The sequence below is a fragment of the Mesorhizobium sp. P3_A9 genome (genome assembly GCF_056402975.1).
Genome location: NZ_JBFUGJ010000130.1, coordinates 1 through 15,350, shown reverse-complemented (window position 1 = coordinate 15,350; position 15,350 = coordinate 1). Strand labels below are relative to the sequence as shown.

Below are 15,350 nucleotides of genomic sequence, written 5' to 3'. Positions count from 1 at the left end.
TTGTGAAAGTGCCAGTCCCCGAATCGTAAGTCGCAGTGGTTTGCATGCCCGGTTATAGCCGCGACGTCGCGCGCCTCCACCTCTCCAACGATAGCCCCGGCTAAGTTTTTACACGTTTCGCTAGGGGGCTTCGAGGTGTTCAGGCACAGAAGCGGTGTACAGGAACGGGGCTTCGATGGGGGTGCGACTGGTGCTCTAAGCCGATCGCGCGTACGCTTTGCGGAGGCGACTACAGGAAAGGGATCGCTTGCAATGCCAGGGCGTGTCGCATGCTGTGCGCTCCGTTTGCGCTGGAGATCGAAACGTGGCGTAAAGACTCGTATTCTGGCGTACACTCGTGTCCACCCGGCAGGTTCTGCCGATTTGAAGTGAATGAGCAAATGGCGAAGAACCTAGGCCACGGACTGGCCCTCGCACCGATAATGTTTCGAAATCGATTGATGGACTCATGAAGCCACTGGTCCTGATCGCCTCGAAGGATCCGGATTTTTTCCTGGTCTTCGGGCACATACTTTCTGTAGCTGGTTTCGAAACGCAGCTGATCACGGGAGACCGGGAAATAGCACGTGCTATCGCGGCGGCAGCCCCGCTTGCCATAATCATGGATTGTCATCCAGGGGACCGCGCGATCGTCAAGCAGTCCAGCTGGTTGAAGTCCACCGCCGCAACCAAAGCGACGCCGGTCGCGAGCCTGGTTGCCCCGCGTTCCGGCAAGCTGCATCTCGATTTGATCAAGGCTGGAGTAGACGAGATATTTTCCCGGCCGTTCGCCCCCGAACAGCTTCTGGCTTGGCTTCATGGCAAAGCGGGCCTTGTGAAGCTATCGCGCGAAACGCATTCGGGTGAGCTGGTGCACGGCAATTTCCGGCTGGAGCGACAAACCCACAGGACATTCTTCAAGCAAAAAGAAATCGTAATGCCACCGATCGAGTTCAAGCTTTTGCGCAGCCTTTTGGCGCAGCCTGGCAAAGTCTTCAGCCGTGAAGAGCTGGTCACGGCCGCATGGCCTGAACATGCCGCCGCAACCGACGTGCGGGGCGTCGACGTCCATATAGCCAGACTGCGCAAGAGGCTTCGTGCATCCGTGGGAAGCGATGTGATCCGGACCGTCCGCTCGGCTGGCTACGCGTTCGCGCCGGACTGGTGATCTGCCGACCGTGCACCCGTCCGGCGCGGTGTTGCCGGCATGCTGGTCGACACGCGTCTCATCTCAATGGCTCACGATGGTGTCCAGGAACAGCCGCGCGCGTGGGTGAGCGGTCGCAGAGAAAAACTCTTGCGAAGAGGCACGCTCGATGATGCGGCCGTCGTCCATGAAAACGATCTCATCGGCGACTTCGCGTGCAAAACCCATTTCATGCGTCACGCAGACCATGGTCATGCCCGTTTCCGCGAGCGCGATCATGACGTCGAGGACTTCCTTGATCATTTCCGGGTCCAGCGCGGAGGTGGGTTCGTCGAACAGCATGATGCGGGGATTGAGGCAAAGCGCGCGCGCGATCGCCACCCTTTGTTGTTGGCCGCCCGAGAGCTGGGCCGGGTAGGCCTGCGCCTTTTCGGGGATACGCACCGCCGTCAGATGCTGCATGGCGATCTCTTCGGCCTCCCGCCTGGATTTCCGGAGAACCCGGCGCAGCGCGAGCGTGCAGTTGCCGAGCACGGTGAGATGCGGAAAGAGATTGAAACTCTGGAACACCATGCCTGTCAACTGGCGCGCCGCCGTCGTGTCCCGGACACTTCTTCCCAGTGCTATCCCGTCGAGCTGGATCGTTCCCTTTTGAAAAGGTTCGAGACCGTTGCAGCAGCGGATCAAGGTCGATTTGCCCGAGCCGGATGGTCCGCAAACGACGATGCGTGTGCCCGCACGGATCGCCAGATCAATGTCTTTCAAGACGTGCAGCGCACCGAACCATTTATTGAGGCCATCGACCCGGACATGCGGCGTGGCTTGAACGGTGAAGACTGGAAGCGGGGCTTGAGCGAGCATCAGCGACGTCCAGATGCAAGCAGGCGCTGCTCGATGCGCTTCACGCCGTAAGAGATGAGCAGGGCCAGTGCGAGAAACAGAATACCGGCGACGGTCAGCGGCTCTGCATAGCGGTAGGTTTCGGAGGCGATATCGAAGGCGCGGCCGAGCATTTCGGGCACGGCCAGAATTGCGAGATAGGGCGTCGCCTTCAGGATCGACACAAGATAGTTGCCCAACGGTGCAGCCACGTTGCGCAACATCTGCGGCGCGATGACGAAAACGACCGTGTCGCGGCGGGTGAGCGACAATGCTCTGGCCGCTTCCTGCTGGCCTTTCGGGATCGAGTCGATGCCCGCTTTGAACACCTCCGCCAAATAACCGCTGTAATACAGGCTCAGCCCCAGTATGCCGACCGTCATGGCGCCAAGCCGGATGCCGTAGAAGGGCAGGACGAAATACAGGAAATAGAGCCAGGCCAGAACCGGCGTCGAGCGGATGAAGTCGATCAGGAAGCGGACGGCGAGGCCAGTCGCACCGCCGCCGCGGCGGATCATTTCGAAAGTGAAGCCAAGCGCCGAAGCGCCGACGCAACTCAAGACCGTTGCGAGCAGAGTTGCGCCAATCCCCCTTATGATCGTCGGGACCGTCGTTAGTGCGAAATCGAAGTTAAATCCCACGCGGTGTTCCTCTTTCAGGACTGACCCGCGCCTCGAGCCAGCGGCCGGCAAGTGCGATCGGATAACACACGACGAAGAAGGCCAGCAGCAGCGCCGAATAGATCGCGACGGGGTCGTAGTCGGTCTGCGCGATTTCCTTGGCGCGGAAGGTCATGTCCGTCAGCGTGACCAGCGAGACGAGGGAAGTTGCCTTGACGAGCTGGATAAGGTTGTTGACGAAGGTCGGACTCATCGCGACCAGCGCCTGCGGCAGCTCGATCAGGAGCAGGATCGCCGGGCGCGAGAGGCCGAGCGCCATGCCCGCCTCGCGCTGGCCGGCGGGCAGCGACTGCAGCCCGGCGCGAACCGCCTGGCTGGCATAGCCGCCGGTGTTGAGACCGAGCACCAATGCACTGACGGTCAGCGCCGACAGAGTGACCCCCATCACCGGCAGCACGTAATAAAAGAAGAAGAGCAGGACGACGACCGCTGAGCTGCGCCAGAATTCGATCACGGCGGTAACCAGAAAGCGCGTAATGCCGGTGGTCTGAAACTGCGCGACGCCGAAGACGAGCGCGAAGGGGACCGCAAAGACCAGGCCATAGGCCGTGACCTCTGCGGTGATACCCAGCCCTTGCAGAATGCCCAGCCAGATCTTGAGCATGCTCACTGGGTGCCACCACTCTTTGTCGAGACGGGCGGCGACGATGTCAGTATCGTTTCGGCGTGCCTGATGAGGGCGGTTTCGCGCCGGGAAATCGCGCCCTCCGGACCGGACCTCATGAAACCCTCCGCGCGGTGGAAAGAACGATACCTGTTGGAGCAGGCCATCGGTGGTTCTCTCATAAACCCGGCGGGAGTCGCGTGTCAATAAACATAGATATATTATTGCGAAAGTACATATTATAGTGCCGCTGTCGTCGGCACCGTCGTTGGCCGGTAATTGCACGCTACGCTACGATGACGGCTGAAACCCGTTGAATCGGACCGCTTCAGGGCTCTTTTGATCGTCCCCGACCGGGCGATTTGTTTGACGCGTTCCCGGCTCAAACGGGGACAAGATGGCTATATCGCACAACGATACCGAGGGACGCGCGCGCAGTTCGCGCATGCTGCGCACCGCGCTCGGACCCGCCATCGCCCGGTTTCTCGACGATCCCGCGATCGTTGAAATCATGCTGAACCCGGATGGCCGTATCTGGGTGGATCGGCTTTCGGTGGGTTTGGCCGATACGGGGGAAATGCTGGCACCGGCCGCTGGCGAGCGCATTGTGCGCCTGGTCGCCCATCATGTCGGCGCCGAGGTCCATTCCCGTTCCCCGTGCGTCTCGGCCGAGTTGCCGCAGACCGGCGAGCGTTTCGAGGGCTTGCTGCCGCCTGTCGTCGCAGCACCCGCCTTCGCGATCCGCAAGCCCGCCGTCGCCGTGTTCACCCTCGATGACTACGTCGCGGCAGGCGTAATGTCCGCCGGTCAGGCCGCGATATTGCGCGCCGCCGTTGCCGGTCGCGCGAACATCCTTGTCGCTGGCGGCACATCGACTGGCAAGACCACCCTCACCAACGCCCTGCTCGCCGAAGTGGCGAAAGGGATGGATCGGGTCGTCATCATCGAGGACACCCGCGAACTGCAGTGCGCCGCGCCTAACCTAGTCGCAATGCGCACCAAGGATGGCGTCGCCACGCTCGCCGACCTGGTTCGCTCGTCTTTGCGCCTGCGGCCCGACCGCATCCCCATCGGCGAGGTGCGCGGCGCTGAAGCCCTGGATCTGTTGAAGGCATGGGGCACCGGGCACCCGGGCGGCATCGGAACCCTTCATGCGGGCTCCGGCATGGGGGCGCTGCGCCGTCTTGAGCAGCTTATCCAGGAAGCCGTCGCCGCCGTCCCGCGTGCGCTGATCGCAGACACGATCGGCCTTGTCGCTGTGCTCGCCGGACGCGGCGACGCGCGGCGGCTTGTCGAACTGGTCAGGGTCGAGGGTCTCGGCCCCGACGGCGACTACCGCATTGCTGACGCCACCCCGATCACCACAGGAGAAACTTCATGATCTGCCTGCTTTCACGCTGCCGCGCCGTCCTGGCTGCGGCCAGCGTCGCAATTGCCTTCAATCTCGTGGCCGCTCCGGCCGCCCATGCGTCGGGCTCCTCGATGCCGTGGGAACAGCCGCTCGAAAAGATCCTGCAGTCGGTCGARGGACCGGTCKCCAAGATCRTGGCSGTSATCATCATCATCGTCACCGGCCTGWCRCTSGCCTTCGGCGACAGTTCGGGCGGCTTCAGGCGGCTCATCCAGATCGTTTTTGGTCTCTCGATCGCGTTTGCGGCGTCGAGTTTCTTCCTGTCGTTCTTCTCGTTCGGTGGCGGAGCGTTGATCTGATGAAAACCGCTTTCGAACAGCTTGATGCAGTGCCGGGGTGGATGGTGCCCGTCCACCGGGCGCTGACCGAGCAGATCCTGCTTGGCGGCGCGCCGCGCGGACTGGCGATCCTGAACGGCACGCTGGCGGGCGCTGTCGGTCTTGGGCTGCGGCTGTGGCTGGTCGGTCTCCTCATCTGGGCAATCGGACATCTCACGGCGGTATGGGCCGCCAGGCGCGATCCGCTGTTTTTTGAGGTTGGACGCCGACACCTGCGGCTTCCCGGGCATCTGTCGGTTTGAGGGCGCCGCCATGATGAGCCTTGCCGAATACCGCCGCACCGCTGCTCGCCTTGCCGACTACCTGCCTTGGGCAGCACTGGTCGCGCCGGGCGTCGTGCTCAACAAGGATGGCAGTTTTCAGCGCACCGCGAGGTTTCGCGGCCCCGATCTCGACTCCGCCGTCGCGGCAGAGCTGGTTGCAGTGGCGTCGCGCATAAACAATGCCTTTCGTCGCCTCGGCTCGGGTTGGAGCGTCTTTGTCGAAGCGCAGCGGCACGAAGCCGCCTCCTATCCCGAGAGCCAGTTTTCCAATGCGGCCTCCAGCCTGCTCGATGCCGAGCGCAAAGCCGATTTCGACGAAGAGGGGGTTCATTTCGTATCGAGCTACTTTCTCACATTCCTGTTTTTGCCACCGCCCGAAGACGCCACGCGCGCCGAGGGGTGGCTTTATGAGGGTCGCGGCCAGTCGGACGCGGACCCGGGCGAGATCGTGCGCGCCTTTGTCGACAGGACAGAGCGCGTGCTGTCCCTGCTCGACGGTTTCATGCCGGAATGCCACTGGCTCGATGACGGCGAAACGCTCACCTACCTGCATTCGACGATCTCCACCAAACGCCATAAGGTACGCGTCCCCGAGACGCCGATCTATCTCGATGCGCTGCTGGCCGACGAACCGCTGGCCGGCGGGCTCGAACCGCGTCTTGGCGACAAGCACCTTCGCGTGCTCTCGATTGTCGGCTTTCCGACCGCCACGACACCCGGCCTGCTTGATGACCTCAATCGGCTGGCCTTCCCCTACCGCTGGTCGACCCGCGCGATCCTGCTCGACAAGGTCGACGCTGTCCGCCTGTTGACCAGGATACGGCGGCAATGGTTTGCCAAGCGCAAGAGCATCGCCTCGATCCTCAAGGAGGTGATGACCAATGAAGCCTCGGCCCTCCTCGACACCGACGCCGCCAACAAGGCGGCCGACGCCGATACGGCGCTGCAGGAGCTCGGCGCCGACATGGCGGGCATGGCCTATGTCACCGCGACCGTCGCCATCTGGGATTGCGACCCGCGCGTCGCCGACGAGAAATTGCGGCTTGTCGAAAAGGTCATCCAGGGCCGCGACTTCACGGCGATTGCCGAGACCGTCAACGCCGTCGACGCCTGGCTCGGCTCCTTGCCCGGGCACGCCTACGCCAATGTCCGCCAGCCGCCCATCTCAACGCTCAATCTCGCCCACATGATGCCTCTTTCTGCCGTGTGGGCGGGGCCGGAACGGGACGAGCATCTTGTCAGTCCTCCCTTGCTTTACGGCAAGACCGAAGGCTCGACCCCGTTCCGGTTGGTCCTTCATGTCGGCGATGTCGGCCATACGCTGGTCGTCGGCCCCACCGGCGCCGGCAAGTCGGTGCTGCTCGCGCTGATGGCGCTGCAGTTCTGCCGCTACCGCAAGGCTCAGATCTTCGCATTCGACTTCGGCGGCTCCATCCGCGCCGCGGCGCTCGCCATGGGTGGCGACTGGCACGATCTCGGGGGGCACCTCACCGAAGGCATGGACGCCTCCGTTTCGCTGCAGCCGCTCGCCCGGGTTCATGACACATACGAGCGTGCCTGGGCGGCGGACTGGATCGTCGCGATCCTGATGCGCGAGGGCATCCAGATCACACCGGACGCAAAGGAGCAGATCTGGGCGGCGCTGACGTCGCTTGCCTCGGCTCCCGTCGAGGAGCGCACCATCACCGGGCTCAGTGTGCTCTTGCAAGCCAATGACCTGAAACAGGCATTGCGCCCGTACTGTGTCGGAGGCGCTCACGGCCGATTGCTCGACGCCGAGGCCGAACACCTCGGACAGGCATCCGTGCAGGCCTTCGAGATCGAAGGATTGGTGGGCACGCAAGCCGCGCCGGCTGTCCTGTCCTATCTGTTCCATCGCATCGGCGACCGGCTCGACGGGCGTCCAACGTTGCTCATCATCGACGAAGGCTGGCTTGCCCTCGATGACGAGGGGTTTGCCGGGCAGTTGCGCGAGTGGCTGAAAACGCTGCGCAAGAAGAACGCCAGCGTCGTCTTCGCCACCCAGTCGCTTGCCKATATCGACAATTCGACCATCGCGCCGGCGATCATCGAAAGCTGTCCAACCCGGCTGCTGTTGCCCAATGAGCGCGCGGTTGAGCCGCAGATTACCGCCATCTATCGGCGCTTCGGCCTGAACGACCGCCAGATCGAAATCCTGGCACGAGCGACACCCAAGCGCGATTACTACTGCCAGTCCCGTCGCGGCGACCGTCTCTTCGAGCTCGGCCTGTCCGAGGTCGGGCTGGCACTTTGCGCCGCGTCCTCGAAGAGCGATCAAGCCCTGATCGGCAGCATCATCGCCGAGCATGGCCGCCACGGCTTCCTGGCGGCCTGGCTGCGCGCCCGCCACGTCGGCTGGGCCGCCGACCTCATTCCCAACCTCACCGTCCCTGAGTCTGAAAAGGATCCCCAACCATGACTGTTCGTCAAAGCCGCCCGCGCGCCCTGCTTCTCGTCGCGGCGATGCTCGCCGCTCCGGTCACCATCACGCCGATGATGACTGCCCCAGCGTATGCCTTCATCGTGTTTGATCCATCGAACTATTCCCAGAATGTTCTGACGGCCGCGCGTTCGCTGCAGCAGATCACAAACCAGATCACCTCGCTTCAGAACCAGGCCCAGATGCTGATCAACCAGGCGCGCAACCTGGCGAGCCTGCCTTTGTCCTCGCTGCAGCAACTGCAACAGTCGGTGCAACGCACGCAACAGCTTCTCGGGCAAGCACAGAACATCGCCTTCGACGTCCAGCAGGTCGACAAGGCCTTTCAGCAGCAATACGGCAGCGTCTCGCTCTCTGCATCGGACCACCAGCTCGTCACGGATGCGCGCTCGCGCTGGCAAAACACGGTGGGCGGCCTTCAGGACGCCATGCGCGTCCAGGCGGGCGTCGTTGGAAACATCGAGACCGGCCGCGCGCAGATGTCGGCGTTGGTCGGCGCCAGCCAATCRGCGACCGGAGCGCTGCAGGCGACACAAGCTGGCAATCAGCTTCTTGCGCTTCAGGGCCAGCAGCTCGCGGACTTGACCGCTGTTGTCGCCGCCAACGGCCGTGCCCAGGCGCTGACTGAGGCCGAACGTGCAGCCGCGGTCGATCAGGGCCGCGAGCAGCGCCGCCGCTTCCTCACGCCCGGCTCGGGCTACGAGGCCGGCTCGGCCCAAATGTTCAACCGCTGAGGTCGATGGCCATGGACGGCAAAACCCTAGCTCGCACGGTGGCGGTCATCCTTGTCGCGGSCGCCCTCTCGGCGGCCGCGGTCGGTATGAGCCGGAAGGAGAACAAGCCGGCGGGCGAGGGCGCGCACGCAACCGCGGGCTTGATGCCGAATCCGCTTCGCGAAGGTCTGCGCCGCTGCCAGGCCCTCGGCGAGGCGGCCCTGGGTGACGATGGATGTGCGCGGCTGTGGGCCGAACAGCGCGATCGCTTCCTCGGTTTCAAAGAGCCATCGGGCCGTTCGATAGGCGATCCGGCCGCTTTGCAGTCTCCAGATGCTGCCATGCGCTGGGGCAAATAGGTATGGGCAATACAGGTGTCATCGACCAATTCCTGGCCACTTTCACCCGCTACATCGACAGCGGTTTCGGCCTCCTTGGTGGCGAGGTCGCCTTCGTCGCCACCACGCTGATCGTCATCGACGTGACGCTGGCCGCGCTCTTCTGGAGCTGGGGCGTTGATGACGACATCCTTGCTCGGCTTGTCAAGAAGACGCTGTTCGTCGGTGTCTTCGCCTACCTGATCTCCAACTGGAACGGTCTCGCCCAAATCGTGTTCGAGAGTTTCTCCGGTCTTGGTCTCAAGGCGAGTGGAACCGGCTTCTCGGCACAGGACCTGCTGCACCCCGGCAAGGTGGCGCAAACCGGCCTCGACGCCGGACGACCATTGCTTGAGGCGATCTCCGGTTTGATGGGCTATGTCTCCTTCTTTGAGAACTTCATCCAGATCGCTTGCCTGCTCTTTGCATGGGCGCTTGTCCTGCTCGCCTTCTTCATCTTGGCGGTGCAGCTCTTTGTGACGCTGATCGAGTTCAAGCTGGCGACGCTGGCCGGCTTCGTGCTGATCCCTTTCGGCCTTTTCGGCAAGACTGCCTTCATGGCCGAGCGCGTGCTCGGCAATGTAATCTCGTCCGGCATCAAGGTTCTGGTGCTTGCCGTCGTCATCGGCATCGGATCGACGCTCTTCGGCGAATTCACCCAAGGCTTCGGCGGTGAGAGCCCCACCATCGACCAGGCCATGGCGATCGTGCTGGCGGCGCTGTCGCTGCTTGGCCTCGGCATCTTCGGTCCCGGCATCGCCAACGGCCTCGTCGCGGGTGGACCTCAGCTTGGCGCCGGTGCGGCCGTCGGCACTGGCCTTGCTGCGGGCGGCATGGCGGTTGCGGGCCATGGCGCAGCCGGCCTGGCGGCGCGAGGTGAGACAGCCGCATTATCGAGCGCGATGTCAGCCGCGCGTGGCGGGACATCACTGGCTGGCGGCGTCTCGGCCGCTTATACGCGTGGCGCCGCCGGCCAAGCTGGCGTGGCAGGCATCGCCTCCGGTTTGGGCGGCATTGCGCGCGCTGGCGCTTCGGCGGCAGCCTCCCCCCTCAAGCGCGCAGCCGCAAACACCGGTCAATCGCTTAAGTCCAGCTTCGCATCCGGCGCCAGTTCGGGAACGATCGGCGATGCCGCGTCGGCAGCCGCGGCTCCTGCGTCCGGCGCGGGCAAGCCATCCGGCACTCACGGACAGCCGGAATGGGCCAGACGCTTGCAGCGCTCTCAGCGCCTCGCTCACGGCGCCCAGACCGCCGCCCACGCAGTGCGCGCCGGCGACAGCCATGGCGGCGGAGCTTCGATTTCTCTTTCTGAAGGCAAATGACAAGATGAATATCTTTAGGCGCCCTGCCGTCCACTACGGCAAGACCCCTCGACCGGAAACCCCCTATCAAAAGGCGGAGCAGATCTGGGATGAACGCATCGGCTCTGCTCGCGTGCAGGCACGCAACTGGCGCGCCATGGCGTTCGGGTCGCTCATCTTGTCGGCAGGCCTCGCCACTTCACTGGTCTGGCAATTGGGCCGCGGTACTGTCGTGCCCTGGGTCGTGCAGGTCGATGCGCTGGGCCAGGCTCAAGCGACCGCGCCCGCGATCGCCGACTACAAGCCGACCGATCCTCAGATAGCGTGGCATCTCGCCCGCTTTGTCGAACAGGTGCGCTCTATCCCCGCCGACCCGATCATCCTGCGCCAGGACTGGCTGCGCGCCTACGATTGGACCACCGATCAGGGCGCTGCGGCGCTCAACGACTATGCTCGCGCCAACGACCCTTTCTCCAGGGTCGGCAAGCAGCAGGTCGCGGTCGAGATTTCTTCGGTCATCCGGGCCTCGCCGGGCTCCTTTCGTGTCGCCTGGATCGAGCGTCACTATGAAAACGGCCAGCTTTCCGGCACCGAGCGCTGGACCGCGATCCTGACAATCGTGACGCAGATGCCGGACGACGCCGAACGTCTTCGCGCCAATCCACTCGGCATCTACGTCAACGCCATCAACTGGTCGCGGGAGATGAGCCAATGAGCCCGACATCGCGGCTTGCTGCCGGCACGATTTTCTCAAGCTACCTGCTATCGGCCATGCTGGTCTCGGGGACGACGCTGCTGGCGAGCTGCGCCACGCCTTTGAAGAAGCCGCCGACGATCAGCTACGATGCCTATGTTCCGCCTTTGCCGTCGGCACCAGTCGCCGCGACGGACCAAAGGCCCAAGCCCCTTCGTGTGCCGCCAGGCTGGGCTCCCGCGCAAGGAGGCGCCATCGGCGAAACGCCGGCCGCGCGTGTCGAGAACGCAAACGTTGCGGCGCGCGTGGAGCCCCGCCGGGAGGGCTACTACAATGCCATTCAGATCTATCCATGGAGCGAAGGAGCGCTCTATCAGGTCTATGCCGCGCCTGGCCAGATAACGGACATCGCGCTTGAGCCGGGCGAGAGCCTGACCGGAGACGGTCCGATCGCCGCCGGGGATACCGCGCGCTGGATCATCGGCGACACCGAAAGCGGCTCCGGCATTGCCCGGCGCGTCCACGTSCTGGTGAAACCCTCGCGGGCGGACATCACAACGAACCTCATCATCGCCACCGACCGGCGCAGCTATATGCTTGAGCTCCGGGCAGGCACGAAGCCATACATGCCTGCCGTTGCGTGGTCCTATCCGGCTCTGAAAGCGGGGTCCCTGAAGACCGTTGCCACAACGCCGGTGATACCGGACGTTACTGTGCGCAACTATCGCTATGGCCTTACCGGCGACAGCCCGCCCTGGAAGCCGGTGAGCGCCTATGACGACGGCCGCAGGGTCTATGTCGAGTTTCCGCGCGGCATCGTGCAGGGCGAGATGCCGCCGATTTTTGTCATCGGTCCGGACGGCCAGGCTGAAATCACCAATAGCCGCGTCTATCAAAACGTCCTGATCGTCGACCGCCTTTTTGGTGCGGCCGAACTGCGTCTTGGCGCCGCCAAGCGGCAGCAGACGGTAAGGATCGTCCGCACCGACGGACGAAGAGCCGATGGGTTTTGGCGGAGGCTGAGCGACGGCGCAGCGTCGAATGCGCCGAACGCAACGCAAAGGGGAGCGATGCAGCCATGAACGAGAAGGATATGGCCGCCGAACCCATGCGCCTTCGCGCCGACCCGCCGCGCGTGACGCGTCTGTCGCGCAAGATGCTCGCAGGCATCGGTTTCGTAGCCTCGCTCGGTATCGGGGGCGCGCTGATTTACGCTTTGCGGGACGCGAATACGATCAAGCAGGGCGAAGAGCTCTACCCTACCTCCAATCGGCCGCCCGCTGACGGACTGGCACGCCTGCCGCGCGACTATGCCGGCCCGGTCCTTGGACCCCCGCTACCTGGTGATCTCGGCAGGCCGATCCTCGATGCCCAAAACAAGGGACAGGCCGTCGTGCCTCCCTCGATCGCAAGCCCCGCGATTGACGAAGCCGAGCAACGCCGGCGGGCTGAGGAGGAAGCGGCAAGAACCTCGCAGGTCCTTTTCCAGACAGGGCAAGGAGACGCCAGGACCGCCGAAGCGTCCGCGCCCGCCATGAATGACCTCGCCAGTCAGGTCGGTCAGCCAAATGCCGGGGATCGCCAGCTTTCCTTCCTGTCCGCCGCCGCTGACCGGCGTACAGTCGCGCCAGATCACGTCACGGCTCCGGCGTCGCCTTATGTGCTTCAGGCCGGTGCCGTGATTCCAGCCGCGCTCATTACGGGCATCCGGTCGGACCTGCCCGGCCAGATCAGCGCTCAGGTAACCGAAAACGTCTATGACAGTCCCACCGGCCGCTCGCTGCTTATTCCCCAAGGCACTCGTATTGTCGGGCAGTACGACAACGGAATTGGTTCGGGCCAGAGTCGCGTCCTGCTTGTCTGGAACAGGCTGATCTTTCCCGACGGACGTTCCATCGTTCTGGAGCGTCAGCCTGGCGCCGATGCTCAGGGCTATGCCGGCCTGAAGGACGAAGTCGACTACCACTGGGGCGACTTGTTCAAGGCTGCGGCGTTGTCGACGGTTCTGAGCATCGGCGCGCAGGCCGGTTCCTCGGATCAAGACAGCGACATCGTGCGTGCCCTGCGCAGCGGCGCTTCCGATAGCGTCAGCCAGGTAGGCCAACAGGTGGTTCAACGGCAACTCGCTATCGCCCCAACCCTTACGATCCGACCTGGGTTTCCCGTTCGTGTCCTCGTTACCCGTGACCTCGCCCTGGTGCCATACGGAGGTTGACATGGCCAAATTGAAGCTTGCAATGATCGCCGACGATAAGCCGGTAAAGGTTACGGTGGAACTGCCGGCGCCCCTGCATCGTGACCTGGCGAAGTACGCAGAAATCCTTGCGCGCGAGACCGGGCAACTCGCTGCCAATCCGTCGCGCCTCATCGCGCCGATGCTGGAAAGGTTTATCGCGACGGATCGGGGCTTTGCCAAGGCAAAGAAGGAAGAGCGTTAGATCGGGTTTCCGGTGGCCGGCGACCACCTCTTGGACAATCGGCCGTTCGCATAATCATTCAAGCGGGTCTGCCATCGACGCCAAGCAGCGAGGCGACAGGCGGCCGGAATGTGTGTTCGTTTTCCGTTCACTAACGGAAGTCGAAATTGATGGCGTCGGCTCGTATCGGTTGCGCAACCAGTGGGGGGCGGGCGGCCAGCTAAGGCGAGGCCTTGAAGGCGGTGGCACGCCGGGGTTGGCCGCAGGTGGCTCTGTCAATCAGGCCCTGCGAGCGACGGTGGGACTCGTCATGAATGGGCGAATTCATGACAGTTGCGGCTTCTCCGGTTTGGGCGCGAGCAGACGCCAGTTAAAGTTGTGACCCCAACCGGCTGGCAAACCAGTCTGTGAGCTTCTCATTCAGGGGACGCGCTTGCCATTCTTCCAGGCTAATCTGCCTGGACCGCTGAAGATCTTGATTGAACAAATCGATTTGCGTCTTTGCAAAATCCTTGCCGTAAACGTTAAGCGTGGCTTCGTCGTTGAGACGTAAGGAGCGCTGATCCAAATTTGCTGAACCGAAGCTCGCCCAGACATCGTCAACGATCAAGAGTTTGGGATGGTACATTGTCGGCTGAAACTCGAAGATCCGAACACCGGCTTTGAGCAATGTGCCCCAGAAGTAGCGCGACGCCTTTCGCGTTAGCGGCACGTCGGTCAGCGAATTGGGGACGATGACATCAACCGACACGCCGCGTTTCCTGGCATCCAGGATTTGCTGGAGGGCGATGTCGTCCGGCACGAAATATGCCATCCCAATACGCAGGTGATCCTTGGCAGCAGCCATCGCTGCCAACATCATCAGTTCCATGGCCTCCGATCCATTCGGCTGCGAAGAAAGTATCAACTGGGCGTCAAGCGCTCCCGCTGGTTCGGGTGGAGGATAGAACTTCCCACCCAGCAACGTCTCCCCGGTTGTCTCCAACCAATTTTCCGCGAATGCCGCCTGGAAACTGGATGTCGCCGGTCCTTCGATTCGGTAGTGCGTGTCACGCCACTCATCCGGGCCGCGCGCCTTTCCTCTCCAGTTGTCGGCGATGCCGACGCCCCCGGTAAAAGCGACCCGTCCATCCACGATCAGCAGCTTACGGTGAGTACGATTGTTTACGCGGTCAAGCGTATACCAGTGGAGGGGTCGATAGCGCTCGAACTTCACGCCGGCACTTGTCATGATGTGGATCAGGTCGTCATCGAAAGGAAGACTGCCGACCCAGTCGACTAGGACGCGGACCTCAACGCCCTGTTGCGCTTTTGCGGCAAGCGATGTCGCGAACTCATGACCGACAGCACCCGACCAGTAGATGTAGGTTTCMATATCGATCGTTGAATGGGCCGCTCGGATCGATTGCAGCATCGATGGGAAAATCTGGTCTCCGTTGACCAGGGTTTGGACGGCATTCGAATTGAACATGTGCCCTTGCGAGAAACTGCTCATCGTTCTGGCGAATTGCGGATCCGAGGCGTCGAAACGATGGGGAACGAGCGCTCGCAAAGCGCGGGGTTCTGGCTTCAGATTTATGGCGAGCAGAGTCAGTAAGCTGGCGATCACGGCGACGGCCACATAAACGAGCCCCCCGCGCAAACGTCTGAACCCGCTCGCTTTCGCGTCTAACGTCGAAGCGACGGGGACCTCGCAACTCATTCGCACTTTCCCTTGCCGGTATAGCTACCACATGCCACCCGCATCAGACATGTGCGCAACAGGAGGCCCCTGCTCCTATCGAGGTGAGCATGATCGCGGCAGGCCAACTTGCCATCTCTCATGAACTTGCAACGGTGGCGCGGGTTCCCTGGCGCACTTGCGACTAGCAGGGGTCAAAGCGCAGAAAGCATTTGCCGCGCCCATCGACTACGCCGAAGTCACTACCGTTGACGAGGACTCACCCTTTTTGGCCGTTGTTGGTTAGCAGTCTGAAATGCCGAGCGCGAACAGGCAGGGCGCGCCCACAACGCCAACGATCTTCCTCCGCAAATTGGCATTTCGCCTAGCGGTCGAACGCGACAATGATGCTTCGCAGAGTTGAAG

General features: G+C 62.9%; 16 protein-coding genes. 12 read left to right on the top strand and 4 right to left on the bottom strand.

The genetic code is table 11. From position 1 onward, the window contains the following. Positions 1–448: 448 nt before the first annotated feature. Positions 449–1,147, top strand: coding sequence for a winged helix-turn-helix domain-containing protein (locus tag AC1DX0_RS18465; protein ID WP_477223603.1), 699 nt, complete (start codon positions 449–451; stop codon positions 1,145–1,147). Positions 1,148–1,210: 63 nt separating this feature from the next. Here AC1DX0_RS18465 and AC1DX0_RS18460 read toward each other — a convergent pair whose 3' ends face one another. Genes AC1DX0_RS18460 through AC1DX0_RS18450 form a run of 3 tightly spaced genes read right to left on the bottom strand, consistent with a single transcriptional unit; the run spans position 1,211 to position 3,295 of the window. After that, positions 1,211–1,987, bottom strand: coding sequence for an amino acid ABC transporter ATP-binding protein (locus AC1DX0_RS18460; RefSeq protein WP_477223604.1), 777 nt, complete (start codon positions 1,985–1,987; stop codon positions 1,211–1,213). After that, positions 1,987–2,646, bottom strand: coding sequence for an ectoine/hydroxyectoine ABC transporter permease subunit EhuD (gene ehuD / locus AC1DX0_RS18455; protein WP_477223605.1), 660 nt, complete (start codon positions 2,644–2,646; stop codon positions 1,987–1,989). The genes AC1DX0_RS18460 and ehuD overlap by 1 nt, the downstream gene beginning before the upstream one ends. Continuing rightward, complete coding sequence (locus AC1DX0_RS18450; protein ID WP_477223606.1) at positions 2,636–3,295, bottom strand: amino acid ABC transporter permease; 660 nt, start codon at positions 3,293–3,295, stop codon at positions 2,636–2,638. The genes ehuD and AC1DX0_RS18450 overlap by 11 nt, the downstream gene beginning before the upstream one ends. Before the next feature lie 391 nt (positions 3,296–3,686). Between AC1DX0_RS18450 and trbB the strand changes: the two genes are divergently transcribed. Genes trbB through AC1DX0_RS18395 form a run of 11 tightly spaced genes read left to right on the top strand, consistent with a single transcriptional unit; the run spans position 3,687 to position 13,285 of the window. Continuing rightward, positions 3,687–4,670: a P-type conjugative transfer ATPase TrbB gene (gene trbB / locus AC1DX0_RS18445; protein WP_477223607.1), complete on the top strand. Its 984-nt coding sequence runs from the start codon at positions 3,687–3,689 to the stop codon at positions 4,668–4,670. After that, on the top strand, positions 4,667–4,999 hold the full coding sequence (locus AC1DX0_RS18440) for a TrbC/VirB2 family type IV secretion system protein (RefSeq protein WP_477356356.1): 333 nt from the start codon (positions 4,667–4,669) through the stop codon (positions 4,997–4,999). The genes trbB and AC1DX0_RS18440 overlap by 4 nt, the downstream gene beginning before the upstream one ends. Beyond that, a complete protein-coding gene (locus AC1DX0_RS18435; protein WP_477223609.1) occupies positions 4,999–5,280 on the top strand; it encodes a VirB3 family type IV secretion system protein in 282 nt (93 codons plus the stop codon). Before AC1DX0_RS18440 ends, AC1DX0_RS18435 begins: the two co-directional genes overlap by 1 nt. Positions 5,281–5,290: 10 nt before the next feature. Continuing rightward, the gene (gene trbE / locus AC1DX0_RS18430) at positions 5,291–7,741 is read left to right on the top strand and encodes a conjugal transfer protein TrbE (protein ID WP_477356354.1); all 2,451 of its coding nucleotides are present in this window, start codon (positions 5,291–5,293) and stop codon (positions 7,739–7,741) included. Beyond that, entirely contained in the window at positions 7,738–8,496 is a 759-nt protein-coding gene (trbJ, locus tag AC1DX0_RS18425) for a P-type conjugative transfer protein TrbJ (protein WP_477223611.1), read from the top strand. The genes trbE and trbJ overlap by 4 nt, the downstream gene beginning before the upstream one ends. Positions 8,497–8,507: 11 nt before the next feature. Continuing rightward, positions 8,508–8,834, top strand: a complete 327-nt coding sequence (gene trbK-alt / locus AC1DX0_RS18420; protein WP_477356353.1) for a putative entry exclusion protein TrbK-alt — start codon at positions 8,508–8,510, stop codon at positions 8,832–8,834. A gap of 2 nt (positions 8,835–8,836) precedes the next feature. Beyond that, a complete protein-coding gene (gene trbL / locus AC1DX0_RS18415; RefSeq protein WP_477223613.1) occupies positions 8,837–10,174 on the top strand; it encodes a P-type conjugative transfer protein TrbL in 1,338 nt (445 codons plus the stop codon). Between the two features lie 4 nt (positions 10,175–10,178). Further along, a complete protein-coding gene (gene trbF, locus AC1DX0_RS18410) occupies positions 10,179–10,868 on the top strand; it encodes a conjugal transfer protein TrbF (protein WP_477223614.1) in 690 nt (229 codons plus the stop codon). Beyond that, positions 10,865–11,929 (top strand): P-type conjugative transfer protein TrbG, encoded by a 1,065-nt coding sequence (gene trbG, locus AC1DX0_RS18405; protein ID WP_477223615.1) that lies wholly within the window; start codon positions 10,865–10,867, stop codon positions 11,927–11,929. Before trbF ends, trbG begins: the two co-directional genes overlap by 4 nt. Then, the gene (locus AC1DX0_RS18400) at positions 11,926–13,062 is read left to right on the top strand and encodes a TraB/TrbI/VirB10 family type IV secretion system protein (protein ID WP_477223616.1); all 1,137 of its coding nucleotides are present in this window, start codon (positions 11,926–11,928) and stop codon (positions 13,060–13,062) included. Before trbG ends, AC1DX0_RS18400 begins: the two co-directional genes overlap by 4 nt. 1 nt (position 13,063) lies before the next feature. Next, entirely contained in the window at positions 13,064–13,285 is a 222-nt protein-coding gene (locus tag AC1DX0_RS18395) for a DUF2274 domain-containing protein (protein ID WP_477223617.1), read from the top strand. Between the two features lie 349 nt (positions 13,286–13,634). On the opposite strand, the gene AC1DX0_RS18390 is transcribed toward AC1DX0_RS18395, so the two are convergent. Next, a complete protein-coding gene (locus tag AC1DX0_RS18390) occupies positions 13,635–14,885 on the bottom strand; it encodes a phospholipase D-like domain-containing protein (protein ID WP_477356351.1) in 1,251 nt (416 codons plus the stop codon). Positions 14,886–15,350 lie beyond the last annotated feature (465 nt).